A 16,799-nucleotide genomic window follows, 5' to 3' on the forward strand; every position below is an offset into this window, starting at 1 on the left:
GTCAGCCTCCGCACCCCAGTCGTTGCTGGATCGATCGCATCAGGTCGATCTCGGCACTCTGCGTCTCGATGACGCCACCGGCGACCTGGACGGCCCGAGGATCGCTGCCGAGATCGACGAGGGCCTGCGCCATGGGAATGGCGCCCTGGTGGTGACGGATCATGAGGTCGAGGAACGTGCAGTCAGCGGCGACGCCGGTCTCGGCGTCGAGCTGAGCGAGCTGCGCGGGCGTGGCCATGCCCATCTCGGCGCGGAGCTCTTCGTCGCTCGGCTGGGCGGACGCGGTGCCGTGGTCGTGGGCGGGGTGCCCGACCATCCACTGCATGAGAGGAGCGGTCGAGCCCTGCGGCAGGCCCCATTGGACGAGCCAGTCGTAGAACTCGCCGCGCTGACCGGCCTGCGCGGTGGCGATGTCGAACGCGAGCGTGCGGATGCCCTCGTCCTCGGTCTTGCGGTAGATCGTCATCGCCATCTCGATCGCCTGCGTGTGATGCACCTGCATGTCGCGGGCGAATCCGGCCTCGGGGGAGGAATCGCCGGGGACCGCGGGCGAGGTGCCGAAGGCCGAGAACCGCCCCACCGCGAAGGCCGCGCCCGCGACGGCGAGGACGATCAGGAGCACTGCCCACCAGCGCATGCCGGGTGGCGGCGGGACGGATGCCTGCGGCCCCGTGCCCACCGCGACGTCGTCGGTCACGCCTTGCCGGGCCCGTCGATCGCACCCGAGCAGATCGCGTTCGGCTCGGGGACGTTCTGGCTGCGCCAGTACTCGGTGAAGAAGTCGCGGATGCGCTCGTCGTCGGCCGAGTCGACCTTCAGCTGGGCGTTCCATGCGCTCACGGCGATGGGGGTGTCCATGTCGGGGTACGGCGTCAGCAGCGCATAGGTGCTCGGCATGTAGCCCTCGAGGGTCTCGATGTCGGCATCGGACACCTGCGCCGGGTCGTAGGTGATCCAGACCGCACCGTGCTCGAGGGAGTGGACGGCGTTCTCGTTCGCCTGCGGCTCGGTGTAGACGCCGCAGTTGAGCCAGTACGGGTTGTGCTCGCCTCCCGTGGGCGGGGTCTGCGGGTACTCGACGGTGCCTTCGACGTGCGTCGTGATGTTCTGGAACGTCTCGACGCCGGGGATCTCGCGACCGGTGCTGTTGCCGGCCTCGTACGTGACGGGCCGGGGCGCGAGGACGACGGAGGCTGCGATGAGTCCCACCACGGCGACTGCGGCGGTCGAGCCGACGACCCACCAGGTCAGCTTGCTGCGGCGTCGCTTCGCCAGCTGCTTCTGATACTCGGCGAGCTTGGCCTGCTTCTGCTGCTCGCGCTGCTGCTTGACGGTGAGGTTGATCTGGGCCTGGGCGGCAGGATTGCCGCTCGTTCGCTTGTCGGCGGACGGAGTCATTGCTGTGACCTCGGTTCGGGGGCAAGAGGATGGGCGCGCGTGCGGCGCGTGGCCAGCCTATGCGCGTGAATGGTGAATCGGCTGAGAGGCGCGAACATCGTGAAGTCGCGCCGGGTTACGATAGAAGGTCGCTCGAAAACGCTGCTGCCACGAAACGAAGAAGACGTGCCCGAAACTCCTCCCCATCATTCATCCTCCACCACCGGGGCGATCCGCACGCTGGGCTCGAACCCCGCGACGGCGCCCATCATGCTCCACCCGGGTGATGCGATCCCGACCTCGCGCCGCGTCGTCTACATCATCCTGCTCGGCGCCCTCACCGCACTCGGCCCCTTCACGATCGATCTGTACCTGCCGGCCTTCCCCGCATTGGAGGCCGACTTCCAGACGACGGCCGCGGCGATCCAGCTGACCCTCACCGGGACCATGGTCGGCTTCGCGCTCGGACAGCTCATCGTCGGGCCGCTCAGCGACAAGCTCGGGCGCAGGATTCCGTTGCTGTGCGTGACCGCGTTGCATGTGCTGTCGAGCACGGCCGCTGCCATCGCCCCGACCCTCGAGCTGCTGAGCGCCGCCCGGGTCTTCATGGGCATCGGCGCAGCCGCGGGCGGCGTCGTCGCCATGGCGATCGTGCGCGACCTCTTCGGCGGACGCCGGCTCGTGGTGATGCTCAGCCGCCTGGCGCTCGTCTCCGGTGTCGCCCCGGTGGCCGCCCCGCTCGTCGGCTCGGGCCTGCTCACGGTCATGCCCTGGCGGGGCATCTTCGTCGTCCTCGCCGCCTACGGCGCAGTGATGCTGATCGCCTCTCTCTTCCTCGTGCCCGAGACCCTGCCCAAGGCGCGGCGCCGCGACAACGGTTCGGCGACCGTGTGGCAGCGCTATCGCAGCGTCCTGAGCGACCGCATCTTCATCGGCGTGCTCATCATCGGCGGCATGACGTTCAGCGGACTGTTCTCCTACCTGTCGTCGTCGTCGTTCCTCTTCCAGCAGACGTACGGCTTCGACCCGCAGCAGTACGGCATCCTCTTCGCCGTCAACTCGCTCGGCGTCGTCCTGGGCGTGCAGACGGCGTCGCGCCTCGCGGCCCGATTCGGTCCGCAGTGGGTCATGGCGGTCTCGACCGCCGTGCTCGTCGTCGCCGGGGCCGCGATCATCGTCACCGACCAGCTGGGTCTGGGGCTGTGGGGCACGATCGTGCCGCTGTTCTTCTTCATCACGGCATGCGGCTTCACCTTCCCCTGCGTGCAGGTGCTCGCCCTCGATCGTCACGGACGCGCGGCCGGCACCGCGGCCTCCCTCATCGGTGCCGTCAACTTCGGCGTCGCGGGCTTCATCTCGCCGCTCGCCGCGTGGATCTCGGGCGGCTCGGGCATCACGGCCACGACGATGGCCTCGGTGATGGCCGGGTGCGCCGTGGTGGCGGTGCTCTCGCTGTGGCTCGTCGTGCGTCCGCGCAGCGTCCCTCAGCTCTCTCCCTGATCGCCGCGTCCAGCGCAAGGGGCGACGTCCAATCGGCCATCGTCGACACAATGGACCGATGAACGCCGCCCCTGCCACCGATCCCCGCCGGCTCTGGCCGCGTCGAGCCATCCTGGGAGCCGTCCTCATTGTGGCCGGCGCGCTGCTGGGGTGGTGGCTGTTCACGCAGCTCGGCCAGCCTTTCGCCATCGACCGGTGGTGGAACGAGACGCTGCCCGCCGACCCGGGCGCCGTCGGCCTCGTGTTCGGGCTCGTGATGAACCGGATTGGCGGCACGTGGGTCGGGGTCTTCGCGATCCCGATCGCGGTGGCCGTGGTGCTGATCGTGCTGCGTCGGCCCTGGGCCGCTGGCTACTTCATCGTGGCGTCGGCGGTGAGCGCGCTCATCGTGCAGCTGATCAAGAACCTCGTCGACCGGGCCCGGCCCGAAGACATCCTGGTGACGACCGACGCGGGGTCATACCCGTCGGGGCATACGGCCAACGCGGCCACGATCGCGGTGGTGGCCGTCATCCTCTTCCCTCGCATTTGGGTCGCGCTCATCGGAATCGCCTGGACTCTGCTCATGGCGCTCAGCCGCACGGTCGTGCACGCGCACTGGCTCTCCGACACGGTCGGGGGGATGCTGCTGGGGGCCGGGGTCGCGCTCGTGATCGCCGCGATGTTCACCGAACAGCTGGAACGGGAACGCCGTGCCGTGGGGGAGCGTCGGGGCTAGGCTCGCCCCCATGAGCGTCTCGCCCGATGGCCCGGCCGTTCCCTCCGACGACGCGGTGGCCGCTGCAGACCTTGCCCGGCTGCGTGCGGAGGCGGATGCCGCCGAGGCGGCTCTCGTCGCCGCCCGCGCGCGGGCCGCTCTGGCGGCCGCCGAAGCGGAGGCGGCCCGGGCAGCGGCATCGCTCCCGCCCGGCGCGGCGGCCGCCGCGCCCTCGGCCGCCGGCGCCGAGCCTGCGGTGATCGGGGGAGCGGTGGGCCCGCTCGAGGCGCCGGAGGTCGACGCGATTCGACAGGGCTACGCGTTCGAGGGGCCGGCGCTCGAGCTCGGAGCGCTTCTGAACGGCGAGCCGCAACGCGATGCGCCCGTTCGCATCCCCCTCGCGATGACGAACCGTCACGGCCTCGTCGCCGGCGCGACCGGTACAGGCAAGACCCGCACCCTCCAGGTTCTCGTGGAGCAGCTGGCGGCCAACGGCGTGCCCGTGTTCGCCGCCGACATCAAGGGCGATCTCTCGGGGCTGGCCTCACCGGGCGAGGCCGACGAGAAGCTCGTCTCACGGACCCGCGCGATCGGCCAGGACTGGTCGCCACGCTCGTTCGCGGCGGAGTTCCTCGCTCTCGGCGACCGAGGAACGGGGACACCCGTTCGCGCCACGGTGTCGGGCTTCGGTCCCCTGCTGCTGAGCCGCGTGCTCGGATTGAACGCCACGCAGGAGTCGAGTCTCGGCCTCGTCTTCCACTACGCCGACGCGAACGGCCTCGCCCTCGTCGATCTCTCCGACCTCCGAGCGGTGCTGACCTACCTCACCAGCGACGACGGCAAGCCCGAGCTCGCCGAACTCGGCGGGCTCTCGAAGGCCACGGCCGGCGTCATCCTGCGCGAGCTCATCACCTTCGCCGACGCCGGGGCGGACGTCTTCTTCGGCGAACCGGAGTTCGATGTCCCCGACCTCATGCGCACGACCGACACCGGCGAGGGCGTCGTCACCCTGCTCGAGGTGCCCGGGGTCGCCGACCAGCCGGTGCTCTATTCGACGTTCCTCATGTACCTGTTGGCGGAGCTGTTCGAGGTGCTGCCCGAGGTGGGTGACCGCGACAAGCCCGAGCTCGTGTTCTTCTTCGACGAGGCGCATCTGCTGTTCCGCGACGCCTCGAAGGACTTCCTGTCCGCCGTGGTCCAGACGGTCCGGCTGATCCGATCGAAGGGTGTCGGCGTCTTCTTCGTCACGCAGACGCCCAAGGATGTGCCATCGGATGTGCTGGCACAGCTCGGCTCGCGCGTGCAGCACGCGCTGCGCGCCTTCACCCCCGACGACGCCAAAGCGCTGCGGGCGAGCGTCGGCACCTACCCGCGATCGGGCTACGACCTCGAGCGGGTGTTGCAGGAGCTCGGAACCGGCGAGGCCGTCGTGACCGTGATGAACGAGAGGGGCGCGCCGACTCCCGTCGCGTGGACCCGGCTGCGCGCGCCGCAGGCCCTGATGTCGCCCGCCGCCCCTGCGGACATCGAGGCCCGGGTGGCGGCATCCGAGATCCGGCCGCGCTACGCCGAGGCGATCGATCGCGAATCGGCACGCGAGATCCTGACCGCTCGCATGAACGCCGCGCAGGCGGCCCTCGATGCGGCCGAGGCGGAGGCCGCGCGCCGCAAGGCCGAGCAGGACGCCGCGAAGCTGCGGGCGAAGGCGGATGCCGCCTACGCCAAGCAGCTCGCCGCCATCCGCAAGCAGGCGGCGGCCGACGAGGCGAAGGAGCGACGCGACCACGACCGGATGCTGCGGAGCATGACCTCCAACACGCGCTCGCGCACGAAGACGCCGGCAGAGCAGATCCTCGGCTCTCGTGCCGCGCGGGAAGTGCTCACCGGCGTCATCCGGGGCATCTTCGGCACCGGACGGCGCTGAAGCGCGAGAGGGACAGCGCCTCAGGACCGGAGGATGTCGAGCGGCATCGTCGAGGTGTCGATACGCGGGTCGTCGTCTTGCCCCGCGACGAGAGCCTCGGCCTCGGCGACGGTCTCGACCGTCGGCACCGAGCCGAGCAGGGGACGCTGCGCGGTCTCGCGCATCGCGAACAGCGCGACGGCCGCCAGCGCCGAGAAGAACATGATGTAGAACGCGGGCATGTAGGTGTTGCCGGTCCACTCGATGAGCGCCTGACTGAACAGCGGCGTCGTGCCGCCGAAGAGCGACACCGCGAGGTTGTACGCGATGCCCATGGCGCCGAAGCGGGTCGCGGTCGGGAACAGCGCCGGCAGGGCACTCGCCGAGATCGCGACGAACAGCGCGACCGGCACGGCGATGATGCCCAGGGCCACGAAGACGGCCCACAGCTCGCCGATCTGCATGATCGCGAACGCCGGGATGGTCAGCACGAGTGATGCGCCGATCGCGAAGGCGTAGACGCGCCGGCGGCCGAACCGGTCGCTGAGCCGACCGACGAACGGCAGGGTCGCCGACATCACGACCAGCACCGGAACGGTCGCCACCGCGGCCGAGAGGTTCGAGAGACCGACCTCCTTCTCGAGGTAGGTCGGCATGTAGCTGGTCAATGCGTACCCTGCGGTGTTGGTCGCGGCGACGATGGCCACGGCGACGAGGATCGTCCGCCAGTGGTGGCGCAGGATGCCGCCGATGCCGTGGCGGGCCATCGGGTCGTCCTTGCGGGGCGGCGCGGCCGATTCCGACTCCTGCTCGAACGCGGGGGTCTCGGGGATGCGCAGCCGGAACCAGATGGCGACGATGCCCAGGGGGATGGCGACGAGGAACGGGATGCGCCAGCCGCCGTCGACCATCGCGTCCGGCCCCCAGAGGCCCTGGGTGATGAGGGTGGTCACCGCGACGACCGTGGCACCGGCTGCGAAGCCGACGTACGAGCCGACGTCGAGCCACGATGCCCAGAAGCCGCGCGAGCGGTCGGGGGAGAACTCGGTGACGTAGGTCGAGGCCCCCGCGTACTCGCCACCGGTCGAGAAGCCCTGCACCATCTTCAGCACATACAGGGGCACGACCGCCCAGATGCCGATCTGCGCGGATGTGGGGAGCAGACCGATGAGTGCCGTCGCGGTCGCCATCATCGCCATCGTGAGGAACAGGACCTTCTGACGCCCGATCCGGTCGCCGAGAGGTCCGAGCACGATGCCACCGAGGGGCCGCACGAGGAACGAGACGGCGAATCCGAGCAGCGTCACGAGAAGCCCCCAGGGGTCGGGGATGTCCTCGGCGAACACGACGGTCAGGGTCACGGCGAGGTAGCCGTAGATGCCGAAGTCGAACCACTCCATGAAGTTCCCGACCACGGTCCCCGAGATCGCGGTGCGGACCTTCTTGCGTTCGACGACGATGACGTCATCGACCTCGAGACGTCGGCGGGCAGGCCGCTTCGTGCGCGTGCGTGACATATTCGGTTCTCCTCCGGCAGCGCCGCCGGGCTCGGGTCGCCAGACGACTGTCCTTCGCTCACGGGAGCGTAGCCCCGCGGCAGGGGGCCCACGCAAGCTCGCGGTCCGACGTTGCGATCGGGCGGGCGCTCGCCTATCGTGCGCGCGGGGCGCCGCTGGTGTCATCACCGACCGATCGACCGAGGCGTGTCAAGTCATGTCGGTCGATGCTCGGCGGCGCCTACCGTCTGATCATGACCGAGCTGACCGCACCCACCGGACACGAGCCCGAGCTGCGAGCGCAGCCTCGATCGGACGGATCCGCCCCCCGAGCCCTCGTCCTCGGCGCCACCGGCTACATCGGCGGGCGCTTGGTGCCGCGCCTCGTCGCGGCCGGATACCGTGTGCGCGTGCTGGCACGCACCCCCGAACGCGTCGCGAGCTTTCCGTGGGGAGACGCCGTCGAGATCGTCGGAGGCTCGGCCGACGACGCGGAGGCCGTCGCCGAAGCCGTCGACGACGTGGATGTCGTGTACTACCTCATCCATTCGATGGGAGCGGGTGCCGGATTCGAGGAAGCCGACGAGCGGGCGGCCCGCACCGTCGCCGAGGCCGCCGCGGCGGCATCCGTGAAGCGCATCGTCTACCTGGGCGGACTGCACCCCTCCGACGCCGAGCTGTCGCCGCACCTGCGGTCGCGCGTGGAGGTCGGCGAGATCCTGCTGGCGTCGGGGGTGCCCACGCTCGTGCTGCAGGCAGGTGTCGTCATCGGCTCGGGGTCGGCATCGTTCGAGATGGTGCGTCACCTCACCGACGTCCTGCCGTACATGCCGGCGCCGAAGTGGGTGCGAAACCGCATCCAGCCGATCGCGGTCCGCGACGTCCTGCACTACCTCCTCGGCGCGGCTCGCGTCGATCCCGACCTGAACCGTGCCGTCGACATCGGCGGGCCCGATGTCCTGCGCTACGGGCAGATGATGAACGGGTACGCCCTCGAGGCGGGCCTGCGCCAGCGGGCGATCGCAGCCCTGCCGGTGCTGACGCCGGGGCTGGCCTCGCACTGGGTCAACCTGGTGACGCCGGTGCCGCGCGCCATCGCGCGTCCGCTGATCGCGTCGCTCCAGAACGAGTGCGTCATGGACGATCACGACATCGACGCGATCATCCCGCAGCCCGAGGACGGCCTCACGTCGTATCGGACGAGTGTGCGACTGGCGCTCCACCGCATGGACGCCGACGAGGTCGAGACGAGCTGGCAGGACGCCGATGTGCTCGGTGCGCCGAGCGACCCTCTGCCGAGCGACCCCGAGTGGGCGGGCCGGACGGTATTCACGGACGAGCGGTCCGCCGAGACCAGCGCATCGCCCGAGCGGCTGTGGGAGGTCATCGCCGGAATCGGTGGGACGAATGGCTGGTACTCCGCTCGCGCGCTGTGGGAGATCCGCGGCTGGATGGACCGCCTGGTCGGCGGCATCGGTCTCGCACGTGGCCGCCGAAGCCGGGGCAAGGTGCGGGTGGGGGATGCGATCGACTTCTGGCGGGTGGAGGCTGTCGAGGACGGGCGCCTGCTGCGTCTGCGTGCGGAGATGCGCGTGCCCGGCGAGGCCTGGCTCGAGCTCAAGGTCGCCCCGCGCGAGGGGGGTGCCCGGTACGAGCAGCGCGCGATCTTCTTCCCCCGCGGGCTGGCGGGGCGACTGTACTGGCTCGGCGTGCTGCCGTTCCACGGACTGATCTTCACGGCGATGGCCACGCGCATCACCGAGATGGCCGAGGGGAAGGTGGAGGAGGGGCGGATCGCGGTCGAGAGCGCGCACGCCGACGACGACTCCGCCTCATCAGATGCGGGCACTCCTAGGGTGGGGTCATGAGCCGCTTCGCCACCGTCATCACCGTGTCCGACCGATCAGCGCACGGTGAACGCCCGGACACGGCGGGTCCCGTCGCCGTCGAGGCCCTGCGCGGCGCGGGGTGGGAGTGCGGCGACCCGACGGTCGTCGCCGATGGCGTCGCCTCGGTCGCGGAGGCTCTGCGCGCCGCGATCGCCGCGGGTGCGCGCCTCATCGTCACGACGGGCGGCACAGGTGTGGCGCCGCGCGACGAGACGCCCGAAGCCACCGGCGAGGTCATCGAACGCGAGCTGCCGGGCGTGGCCGAAGAGCTGCGCCGACGCGGGGTCGTCGAGACCCCCACGGCCGTCCTGTCGCGCGGGCGTGCGGGGGTGGCCGGTGGGACGCTGATCGTGAACCTGCCGGGGTCGCCCCGGGCCGTGGCATCCGGTATGGATGTGGTGACGGGCATCGCCGGGCATGTCATCGCCCAGCTCGACGGGCACGATCACTGATGGGCGAGATCCGCATCGCCCGCATCACCGCCGAGCCTCTCGATGTGTCGCAGCACCTCGAGGCCGTCGAGTCCGCCGCGGTCGGGGCCGTGACGAGCTTCGTCGGAACCGTGCGCGATCACGACCCGGATGCCGCGGGCACGGTCGCCGCGCTGCACTACGAGGCTCATCCCGACGCCGAGGCGACGCTGCGTGCGATCGCGGACACCGCGCTCGCCGGACGTGACGGTGCGGTCGCGGTCAGCCACCGCGTCGGCGACCTCGGAGTGGGGGATGCGGCGGTCGTCATCGCGGTGGGCACGGCGCACCGGGATGACGCGTTCGAGGTGTGCCGTGGGCTGATCGAGGCGATCAAACGTGAGCTGCCGATCTGGAAGCAGCAGATCGAGGCCGACGGCACGACCGCGTGGAAGGGGATCGGCGGCTGATCGCTGAGCGCCGGCAGTCTCAGCCGCCGGCGAACGGCGGCAGGATGTCGATGGTGACGTCGGGGCCGATCTCGGTGGCGTCGGCGACGCGCGCACCGTCGACCAGCACGGCGCACTTGGGCAGGATCGCTCCCAGCCCCGGACGTTCGCGAGACAGCGCGTCGCGCAGGGCGCCGAGGGTGATCTCGGAGCGGTCCTCGTCGTTCCGTCCGGCGCGCTCGGCCGCGGCGGCGAAGTAGCGCACGCGGGCCATCAGGCGTCCCCGCCGGGACGCCGCCAGTCACCGCTGCGGCCACCGGACTTCGCCGTGATGCGAACGTGCTCGATCGAGGTCGCCTTGTCGATGCCTTTCACCATGTCGACCACGGCGAGGGCTGCGACCGCCACCGAGGTGAGCGCCTCCATCTCGACGCCGGTCCGGTCGGCGGTGCGCGCCGTCGCCTCGATCTCGATGCCCTCGTCGGTGATGTCGAGGTCGACGACGACCCCGTGCACGCCGATCACGTGGGCGAGAGGCAGCAGTTCGGGGGTGCGCTTGGCGGCCTGGATGCCGGCGATGCGAGCCACGGCGAGGACATCGCCCTTCGGCACGGTGCCGTCACGCAGCGCGGCGACGACCTCGGGCGAACAGCGGACGAAGCCGCGAGCGGTCGCCGCGCGGACGGTCGGCTGCTTCGCGGTGACGTCGACCATGCGGGCGTGACCGGCGTCGTCGAGGTGGGTGAAGCTCATGCCCTCATCCTTCCAGCAGCACGACGTCGATGAGGTCGCCGGGCTCTACGGCGACGGTCTCCGCCGGCACGACCGCATACGCCTCGGCGAGGGCGAGGGCGCCCGCGAGGTGCGACCCCGAGCCGCCGGGTGTCGCCGGATGCACGGACCAGCGCACGGGGTCGGAGCGGTCGATGACCGCGGGGAGGTACTGCCGACGGCCCGGCGGCGTACGCCAGGACTCGCCCGCGGGAAGTCGGAGAGCCGGTCGGTACAGGTCGGAGCGGCCCTGCAGGGCGAGGAGGGCGGGGCGTACGAACACCTCGAACGACACCGCCGCGCTCACCGGGTTTCCGGGAAGGCCGAACACGAGCGTCCCCGAGGGCAGGACACCGAACGCCTGCGGCTTGCCCGGCTGCATCGCCACCCGCGAGAAGCGCAGCGCACCGCCGAGCTCGGTCTTGACGACCTCGTAGGCGCCCGCACTCACCCCGCCCGAGGTGATGACGACGTCCGCCCGTGCATCGCCGGTCGTGGCCGCCGCGATCTCGCGGCGGAACGCGGCGCCGCCGTCGTCGACGTGCACGCGGCGGACGACGACGGCCCCCGCCTGACGAGCGAGCGCTTCGAGCAACAGGCCGTTCGACTCGGGGATCTGGCCTCGCATGCGCGGGAGGCCGGGCTCGACGAGCTCGCTGCCGGTCGAGATCACGACGACGCGCGGCGCGTGCGAGACGGTGACCCGGGCGATGTCGGCAGCCGCCAGGGCGGCGAGCTGCCGGGGGCCGAGCACGGCTCCCGCGCCCAGCACGGTGTCTCCCGGACGGATGTCGTCGTGCGCGCGTCGGACGAACACACCCCGCCGTGCGGGGGCGGCGACGACACGCGCGGTCGTCAGCGAATCGTCGAGGCCGCCGGCGGTGTCCTCGAACGGCACGATGGTGTCGGCGTCGGATGGCACGGGGGCACCCGTCATGATGCGCGCGGTCTCGCCGGTGCCCAGACGCGGGTCGTCGGCGGTGCCGGCCGGCAGGTCGGCGACGACCGCCAGATCGACGGGATGCTCGGCCGACGCGGTCGCGACGTCGTCGAAGCGGACCGCGAAGCCGTCCATGGCGGAGTTGTCGAAATCGGGGATGCCTCCCCGTGCGACGGCCGCTTCGCGCAGGACCGATCCGGCGGCGTCCGCGAGCCCGGCCGTGCGGGTCGGCAGCGGTCGCACGGCCGCGAGGACGTCGGCGAGCTGCTCCTCGACCGAGCGCAGCCCGCCGCTCACGATCGCCACCCGGCGAGGCCTCCCGCGAGGACGGAGGCCGTCACGCCCCGGCCGCGGAGGACGTCGGCGGCGCGGCGTGCCCGGATGCCGTGCGCGCACACGACCACGACCCGGTCGGCGTCGACGCGGCTCGGGTCGGCGAGGAGATCGCCGAGGGGGAGCAGCACCGAGCCGGGGAGCACCCCCGTCGCCGTCTCGTGGGGCTCTCGGACATCGAGGACCACCGCCCCGGCGCGCTGCTGGGCGCGGAGCTGATCGAGATCGATCTCGGGCGTCGTCGGCCGCGTCTGCGGGGTGCGGGGCTCAGGCGCCGGGGGCGCCGACGGTGCGCTCGAGGCGGCACGCAGCGGCACCTCGCGTGTGATCCCGGACAGAGCGTCGACCACCACGAGCCGGCCCAGGAGCGGCTCGCCGACACCGGTGATGAGCTTGATGGCCTCCGTCGCGAGCATTCCGCCCACCGTCATGCAGAGCGACCCGAGGACACCGACCTCGGCGCACGTCGGCAGGTCGTCGGCGCTGCCGGCGGGGTAGAGGTCGTCGAGCCCGACCGCCGGCGCTCCTTCCGGCGGCGCCGTCCAGAAGACGGTGACCTGCGCGTGGAACTCCTGGATGACGCCCCAGACGAGCGGCAGTCCAAGCGCCGCGCACGCCGCGGCGACGACGGTGCGGGTCTCGAACGTGTCGGTGCCGTCGATGACGAGGTCGCTCCCGGCCAGCAGGCGTGACGCGTTCTCGGCATCCAGTCGCTCGCGGCGCGGCTCGATCCGGGTCTCGGGTGACAGTGCTGCGGCGGCGCGGAGGGCGGAGGCGACCTTCGGGGTGCCGACGTCGTCGACGCGGTGGATGACCTGCCGCTGGAGGTTGGCGTACTCGACCACGTCGTCGTCGATGACGGTGATCGTCCCGACCCCCGCGGCGGCGAGGGCGAGGATGACGGGAGAGCCGAGGCCGCCGGCACCGACGACGGCGACGTGAGCCGCCGTCAATCGCCGCTGACCTTCGTCGCCCACGCCCGCGAGGACGGTGTGTCTCGCGGTGCGTTCGCGCTCGCGATCCGACAGGACGCCGACGGGAGCGACGAGGGGCGAGAGGATCATGGGTTCAGGCTAGACGCGTGCGGGGGCGCCGGGGGCGGGCGGGGGTGAGAGCGTTCGGTGCATCCGTGGATGCGGTGGATTCCGCCCTCGACCTCCGCAGACGCGGGTATGTTCGGCGCATGACGACGTATCGCATCTCGGAGGCGGCCCGCCTTCTCGGCGTCAGCGACGACACCGTGCGTCGCTGGATCGACCAGGGCATCCTCCCGGTCTCGGGCGAAAGCCCGGCGCGGATTCCCGGCGACGCCCTCGCGGCCCACGCGGTCGAGCTCGCTTCCGCCGCCGAGGACCCGTCCGATCGGCTCTCGAGCGCCCGCAACCGCTTCGTCGGCCTCGTCACACGGGTGCAGATCGACGGCGTGATGGCCCAGGTCGACGTGCAGTCCGGGCCGCACCGCGTCGTGTCGCTCATGTCGGCCGAGGCGGCGCGCGAGCTCGAGCTCGAACCCGGTTCGCTCGCCGTCGCGGTCGTCAAGGCCACCACGGTCGTCGTCGAGACTCCGAAGGACTGAACCGTGCGCGTGCGAACACGACGAACGACGAGCATCGCGGCCCTCGCCGCAGCCGTGCTGCTGCTGGCCGGATGCGCCGCGGGCGGTGGCCCCGGCATCGGGACGGACGCCCCGCCCGGGGTGCCCGAGTCGGCACCCGGCACAGCGGAACCCGATGTCTCGGGCGAGGTCACCGTCTTCGCCGCGGCGTCGCTGAAGACGGGATTCGACGAGCTGGCCACGCAGTTCGAGCAGCGGCATCCCTCGGTCACGATCTCGCCGATCAGCTATGACGGATCGTCGACCCTCGCGACTCAGGTGATCGAGGGGGCGCCGGCCGACGTCTTCGCCTCAGCCGACGAGGCGAACATGCAGAGAGTCGTCGCGGCCGGAGTCTCCGGCTCGCCCGAGGTCTTCGCGATGAACCGGCTCACCCTCGTGGTGCCGTCCGGCAACCCCGGCTCGGTCACGGGTCTGGCAGACCTCGCCGACCCCGATCGCACGGTGGTGCTCTGTGCGGCCGCCGTCCCGTGCGGCGCGGCATCGGCGACGCTTCTCAGCGATGCGGGTGTCGCGGCGAGCGTCGACAGCTACGAGCAGAACGTGACGGCGGTGCTGACGAAGGTCGCCAGCGGGGAAGCCGACGCGGGGCTCGTCTACGTCACGGACGCCGCTCTCACCGGCGACGTCGAGACGGTCGAGGTTCCCGGCGCCGAGCGAGTCGTCAATCGCTACCCGATCGCGGTGCTCGCCGACGCGCAGTCGCCGGGCGCAGCCGCGGAGTTCGTCGCCTACGTGCTGTCCGACGAGGGCCAGGCGGTGCTGCGCCGTCTCGGTTTCGGCGCCCCGTGAGCGGCGCCGAAGCCGGCCGACAGCGGGCGACCGGTCGCCGGACGCCGGGGAATCTGCCGCGCATCCTGCTCGTCCCCGCGGTCGTCGGCCTCGCGCTCCTCGTGGTTCCCCTCGTCGCGCTCGTGGGCCGCCTCGACCCCGCGACGGTGTGGGCCGACGTCACCTCACCCGAGGCCGGCGCAGCCCTCGCGCTGTCGCTGCAGACCGCGCTGACGGCGACGGTGGCGTGCATCGTGCTCGGCGTTCCGCTCGCCCTCACCATCGCCCGGGCGAGCGCTCGGGGCGCGGCGGTGCTTCGCGCCGTGGTGACGGTTCCCCTCGTGCTGCCGCCGATGGTGGGCGGCGTCGCCCTGCTCTTCCTGTTCGGTCGTACCGGCTGGCTGGGCGCCGTGCTCGGCGAAGCCGGCATCCGTATCCCGTTCACGACCGCCGCCGTCGTGATCGCACAGACCTTCGTCGCCCTTCCCTTCCTCGTCCTGGCGCTCGAGGGGGCGCTGCGGGCGACGGGCGTCGGATACGAGCAGACAGCCGCGGCGCTCGGCGCGGGACGGTGGCGGATCCTGTGGCGGGTCACACTGCCGCTCGCCGCCCCCGGGCTGATCGCGGGAACCGTGCTGTGCTTCGCCCGCGCACTCGGCGAGTTCGGCGCCACCGCGCTGTTCGCCGGCAACGCGCCCGGAGTCACGCAGACGATGCCGCTGGCGATCTACACCGCGTTCAACGGCGCCGGGGTGTCGCAGGGCACGGCGGTGGCGCTGTCGCTGCTCCTGCTCATCACGGCGATCGCGGCGCTTCTGCTCGTGCGCGCCTGGCGACCGGGCGGTGCTCGGTGAGCGGGCGGCTCACGGCCCGCGTCCGGGTGCAGCGCCCCGGTCTCACCGTGGCCGCCGAGCTGGTCGCGGAGCCCGGCGAGATCGTCGCCGTCATGGGGCCGAGCGGGGCGGGCAAGTCGACCGTCCTCGAGGCGATCGCGGGTCTCGTGCGGCTCGATGCGGGGTCGATCCGCGTCGACGGCGACGAGGTGGCCAGTCCGCGTCACCGTGTCGCGCCGCAGCGCCGTGGCATCGTGCTGCTGCGTCAGGACCCCGGCCTCTTCCCGCACCTCTCGACACGCGAGAACGTCGCCTTCGGGCTGCGCTCTCGCGGGGCGCCCGCTCGTGGGTCGCGTCTCGTCGCCGACGAATGGCTCGAACGGGTCGGGCTCGCCGGGGTGGGAGGACGGCATCCCCGCGAGCTCTCCGGTGGACAGCAGCAGCGGGTCGCCCTCGCCCGCGCGCTCGCGGCGCGACCCCGCGTCATCCTGCTCGATGAACCGTTCACGGCGCTCGACCCGGCGACGGCCGCCTCGCTCCGCACGATGCTCGGCGAACAGCTGCGGGCCGCGCGGACGACAGCCGTGCTCGTCAGCCACGATGCGCTCGACGCAGCGGTCGTGGCCGATCGGCTGGTCGTGCTCGAGGCGGGTGCCGTGACGCAGAGTGGCTCCGTGCGCGACGTGCTGCGAACTCCCGCGACGGCGTTCGGCGCGGCGATCGCGGGAGTCAACCGCGTCGTCGGAAGCGTGATCGGTCGCGGCGACGGCGCGGTGTGGCGGGCGGGCACCTTGGCGGTGGCTCGGCCTGGTGCGGAACCCGGCCCCGTCGCGGCGCTGTTCCGCCCGGGCGACGTCCGGCTCGAGGGGGTCGTCGCTGCGGGGCACACCACGCTCGGAGCGGCGCCGGAGGGCTCGCGTGTCGTCTGGCATGCGCGGGTGGCGCGGCTCGAACCTACCGTCGGAGGTGTGCGTATGCTCGTCGCCGATCCGTCGCTCGCCGTCGACATCCCTGTCGACCTGGCCGCAGATCTTCGTGCCGGCGCTCACGTCCGGCTCACGCTGCCGAACGCCGCGATCACGTGGGGGAGCCCGGAACCGGAGACGGCGGCAGGGTAACGGGTCGGGCGATGCGGGGTGGCACGATGGGGATATGCCTCACATGCGTGCCGTCCGGCCCGGCGACGACGCCGCGCTGAGCGAGATCTGTCTGCGAACAGCCGATCACGGTTCCGATGCCACCGGACTCTTCGACGACGACGACATCTGGGGAGCGGTCTTCGCGCGGCCCTATGCCGAGCGGCATCCCGACTTCGCCTTCGTCGTGGCCGACGAGGACGATCGGGCGATCGGCTACGTCGTCGCGACGCCCGACACCGAGGCCTTCGAGGAGTGGTTCCATCGCGAGTGGTGGCCCCGTTTCGCCGCGCGCTGGCCCGAGCCCTCGCCCGACGACACCTCGCGCCAGGCGGCCACGCTGCGGTACGCCTACGGCCGGCGCGCGGGCGCGGAGCCGTTCGCCGAGGCCTACCCGGCGCACCTCCACATCGACCTGCTGCCCGCGGCTCAGGGACAGGGGTGGGGGCGTCGGCTGATCGACCGCGTGTCGGAACAGCTCCGCGCGGCGGGGGTCACCCGGCTGCACCTGGTCGCGTCCGCGGCCAACACCGGTGCGCTCGCCTTCTACGACCGCCTGGGCTTCGAGCGTCTGCCCTCGTCGCCCGGCGCGCAGGCTTTCGGCATCGATCTCGCGCGCTGAGCCCGGGTCGTGCGACCCGAGGTCCCATTTGGGCCGGGTTTGGCGGCAGGTTTCCCG

18 protein-coding genes are annotated in these 16,799 nt (G+C 71.8%); 11 read left to right on the forward strand and 7 right to left on the reverse strand.

What is annotated here, in order from left to right:
* Position 1 precedes the first annotated feature (1 nt).
* Both QUC20_RS04230 and QUC20_RS04235 read right to left on the reverse strand, forming a co-directional pair.
* The gene (locus QUC20_RS04230) at positions 2-697 is read right to left on the reverse strand and encodes a DUF305 domain-containing protein (RefSeq protein ID WP_310790725.1); all 696 of its coding nucleotides are present in this window, start codon (positions 695-697) and stop codon (positions 2-4) included.
* On the reverse strand, positions 694-1,398 hold the full coding sequence (locus QUC20_RS04235) for a thioredoxin-like domain-containing protein (RefSeq protein WP_120263232.1): 705 nt from the start codon (positions 1,396-1,398) through the stop codon (positions 694-696). The genes QUC20_RS04230 and QUC20_RS04235 overlap by 4 nt, the downstream gene beginning before the upstream one ends.
* A 249-nt stretch (positions 1,399-1,647) precedes the next feature.
* Here QUC20_RS04235 and QUC20_RS04240 point away from each other — a divergent pair, with 249 nt between their 5' ends.
* Genes QUC20_RS04240 through QUC20_RS04250 form a run of 3 tightly spaced genes read left to right on the forward strand, consistent with a single transcriptional unit; the run spans position 1,648 to position 5,498 of the window.
* A complete protein-coding gene (locus tag QUC20_RS04240; protein WP_120263231.1) occupies positions 1,648-2,877 on the forward strand; it encodes a multidrug effflux MFS transporter in 1,230 nt (409 codons plus the stop codon).
* Positions 2,878-2,935: 58 nt separating this feature from the next.
* A complete protein-coding gene (locus QUC20_RS04245) occupies positions 2,936-3,595 on the forward strand; it encodes a phosphatase PAP2 family protein (RefSeq protein ID WP_289331035.1) in 660 nt (219 codons plus the stop codon).
* Between the two features lie 10 nt (positions 3,596-3,605).
* The gene (locus tag QUC20_RS04250) at positions 3,606-5,498 is read left to right on the forward strand and encodes a helicase HerA-like domain-containing protein (protein ID WP_289331036.1); all 1,893 of its coding nucleotides are present in this window, start codon (positions 3,606-3,608) and stop codon (positions 5,496-5,498) included.
* A 20-nt stretch (positions 5,499-5,518) separates the two neighbouring features.
* Here the strand turns inward: QUC20_RS04250 and QUC20_RS04255 are convergent, their stop codons facing one another.
* On the reverse strand, positions 5,519-6,994 hold the full coding sequence (locus tag QUC20_RS04255) for an MFS transporter (protein ID WP_120263228.1): 1,476 nt from the start codon (positions 6,992-6,994) through the stop codon (positions 5,519-5,521).
* 233 nt (positions 6,995-7,227) lie between these two features.
* Here QUC20_RS04255 and QUC20_RS04260 point away from each other — a divergent pair, with 233 nt between their 5' ends.
* The 3 genes from QUC20_RS04260 to QUC20_RS04270 are packed head-to-tail and all read left to right on the forward strand — an operon-like array spanning position 7,228 to position 9,742.
* Entirely contained in the window at positions 7,228-8,841 is a 1,614-nt protein-coding gene (locus QUC20_RS04260) for an SDR family oxidoreductase (RefSeq protein WP_120264375.1), read from the forward strand.
* A complete protein-coding gene (locus QUC20_RS04265; protein WP_289331037.1) occupies positions 8,838-9,314 on the forward strand; it encodes a MogA/MoaB family molybdenum cofactor biosynthesis protein in 477 nt (158 codons plus the stop codon). The genes QUC20_RS04260 and QUC20_RS04265 overlap by 4 nt, the downstream gene beginning before the upstream one ends.
* Complete coding sequence (locus tag QUC20_RS04270) at positions 9,314-9,742, forward strand: molybdenum cofactor biosynthesis protein MoaE (RefSeq protein WP_289331038.1); 429 nt, start codon at positions 9,314-9,316, stop codon at positions 9,740-9,742. The genes QUC20_RS04265 and QUC20_RS04270 overlap by 1 nt, the downstream gene beginning before the upstream one ends.
* A 19-nt stretch (positions 9,743-9,761) precedes the next feature.
* On the opposite strand, the gene QUC20_RS04275 is transcribed toward QUC20_RS04270, so the two are convergent.
* The 4 genes from QUC20_RS04275 to QUC20_RS04290 are packed head-to-tail and all read right to left on the reverse strand — an operon-like array spanning position 9,762 to position 12,829.
* Positions 9,762-9,995 (reverse strand): MoaD/ThiS family protein, encoded by a 234-nt coding sequence (locus tag QUC20_RS04275; protein WP_289331039.1) that lies wholly within the window; start codon positions 9,993-9,995, stop codon positions 9,762-9,764.
* Complete coding sequence (gene moaC / locus QUC20_RS04280; RefSeq protein ID WP_289331040.1) at positions 9,995-10,474, reverse strand: cyclic pyranopterin monophosphate synthase MoaC; 480 nt, start codon at positions 10,472-10,474, stop codon at positions 9,995-9,997. The genes QUC20_RS04275 and moaC overlap by 1 nt, the downstream gene beginning before the upstream one ends.
* A 4-nt stretch (positions 10,475-10,478) precedes the next feature.
* The gene (locus QUC20_RS04285) at positions 10,479-11,738 is read right to left on the reverse strand and encodes a molybdopterin molybdotransferase MoeA (protein ID WP_353105719.1); all 1,260 of its coding nucleotides are present in this window, start codon (positions 11,736-11,738) and stop codon (positions 10,479-10,481) included.
* On the reverse strand, positions 11,726-12,829 hold the full coding sequence (locus tag QUC20_RS04290) for a ThiF family adenylyltransferase (RefSeq protein WP_289331041.1): 1,104 nt from the start codon (positions 12,827-12,829) through the stop codon (positions 11,726-11,728). Before QUC20_RS04290 ends, QUC20_RS04285 begins: the two co-directional genes overlap by 13 nt.
* 119 nt (positions 12,830-12,948) lie before the next feature.
* Here QUC20_RS04290 and QUC20_RS04295 point away from each other — a divergent pair, with 119 nt between their 5' ends.
* Genes QUC20_RS04295 through QUC20_RS04315 form a run of 5 tightly spaced genes read left to right on the forward strand, consistent with a single transcriptional unit; the run spans position 12,949 to position 16,742 of the window.
* Positions 12,949-13,341 (forward strand): TOBE domain-containing protein, encoded by a 393-nt coding sequence (locus QUC20_RS04295; RefSeq protein WP_289331042.1) that lies wholly within the window; start codon positions 12,949-12,951, stop codon positions 13,339-13,341.
* Positions 13,342-13,350: 9 nt separating this feature from the next.
* Positions 13,351-14,172 carry a molybdate ABC transporter substrate-binding protein gene (modA, locus tag QUC20_RS04300; RefSeq protein WP_289331469.1) on the forward strand — a complete coding sequence of 274 codons (822 nt, stop codon included), beginning with the start codon at positions 13,351-13,353 and terminating at the stop codon, positions 14,170-14,172.
* Positions 14,169-15,005, forward strand: coding sequence for an ABC transporter permease (locus QUC20_RS04305; RefSeq protein WP_289331043.1), 837 nt, complete (start codon positions 14,169-14,171; stop codon positions 15,003-15,005). Before modA ends, QUC20_RS04305 begins: the two co-directional genes overlap by 4 nt.
* Positions 15,002-16,102, forward strand: a complete 1,101-nt coding sequence (locus tag QUC20_RS04310) for an ABC transporter ATP-binding protein (protein WP_289331044.1) — start codon at positions 15,002-15,004, stop codon at positions 16,100-16,102. Before QUC20_RS04305 ends, QUC20_RS04310 begins: the two co-directional genes overlap by 4 nt.
* 34 nt (positions 16,103-16,136) lie before the next feature.
* Entirely contained in the window at positions 16,137-16,742 is a 606-nt protein-coding gene (locus QUC20_RS04315; RefSeq protein WP_120263221.1) for a GNAT family N-acetyltransferase, read from the forward strand.
* The last annotated feature ends 57 nt before the right edge of the window (positions 16,743-16,799 follow it).

The organism is Microbacterium arborescens (genome assembly GCF_030369635.1).
Lineage (GTDB): Bacteria > Actinomycetota > Actinomycetes > Actinomycetales > Microbacteriaceae > Microbacterium.

Excerpts from the sequence above, each read along its gene's own strand:
- QUC20_RS04235 (WP_120263232.1), bottom strand. The coding sequence starts at position 1,398 with ATGACTCCGTCCGCCGACAAGCGAACGAGCGGCAATCCTGCCGCCCAG.
- QUC20_RS04240 (WP_120263231.1), top strand. The coding sequence starts at position 1,648 with ATGCTCCACCCGGGTGATGCGATCCCGACCTCGCGCCGCGTCGTCTAC.
- QUC20_RS04245 (WP_289331035.1), top strand. The coding sequence starts at position 2,936 with ATGAACGCCGCCCCTGCCACCGATCCCCGCCGGCTCTGGCCGCGTCGA.
- QUC20_RS04250 (WP_289331036.1), top strand. The coding sequence starts at position 3,606 with ATGAGCGTCTCGCCCGATGGCCCGGCCGTTCCCTCCGACGACGCGGTG.
- QUC20_RS04255 (WP_120263228.1), bottom strand. The coding sequence starts at position 6,994 with ATGTCACGCACGCGCACGAAGCGGCCTGCCCGCCGACGTCTCGAGGTC.
- QUC20_RS04260 (WP_120264375.1), top strand. The coding sequence starts at position 7,228 with ATGACCGAGCTGACCGCACCCACCGGACACGAGCCCGAGCTGCGAGCG.
- QUC20_RS04265 (WP_289331037.1), top strand. The coding sequence starts at position 8,838 with ATGAGCCGCTTCGCCACCGTCATCACCGTGTCCGACCGATCAGCGCAC.
- QUC20_RS04270 (WP_289331038.1), top strand. The coding sequence starts at position 9,314 with ATGGGCGAGATCCGCATCGCCCGCATCACCGCCGAGCCTCTCGATGTG.
- QUC20_RS04275 (WP_289331039.1), bottom strand. The coding sequence starts at position 9,995 with ATGGCCCGCGTGCGCTACTTCGCCGCCGCGGCCGAGCGCGCCGGACGG.
- moaC (WP_289331040.1), bottom strand. The coding sequence starts at position 10,474 with ATGAGCTTCACCCACCTCGACGACGCCGGTCACGCCCGCATGGTCGAC.
- QUC20_RS04290 (WP_289331041.1), bottom strand. The coding sequence starts at position 12,829 with ATGATCCTCTCGCCCCTCGTCGCTCCCGTCGGCGTCCTGTCGGATCGC.
- QUC20_RS04295 (WP_289331042.1), top strand. The coding sequence starts at position 12,949 with ATGACGACGTATCGCATCTCGGAGGCGGCCCGCCTTCTCGGCGTCAGC.
- QUC20_RS04315 (WP_120263221.1), top strand. The coding sequence starts at position 16,137 with ATGCCTCACATGCGTGCCGTCCGGCCCGGCGACGACGCCGCGCTGAGC.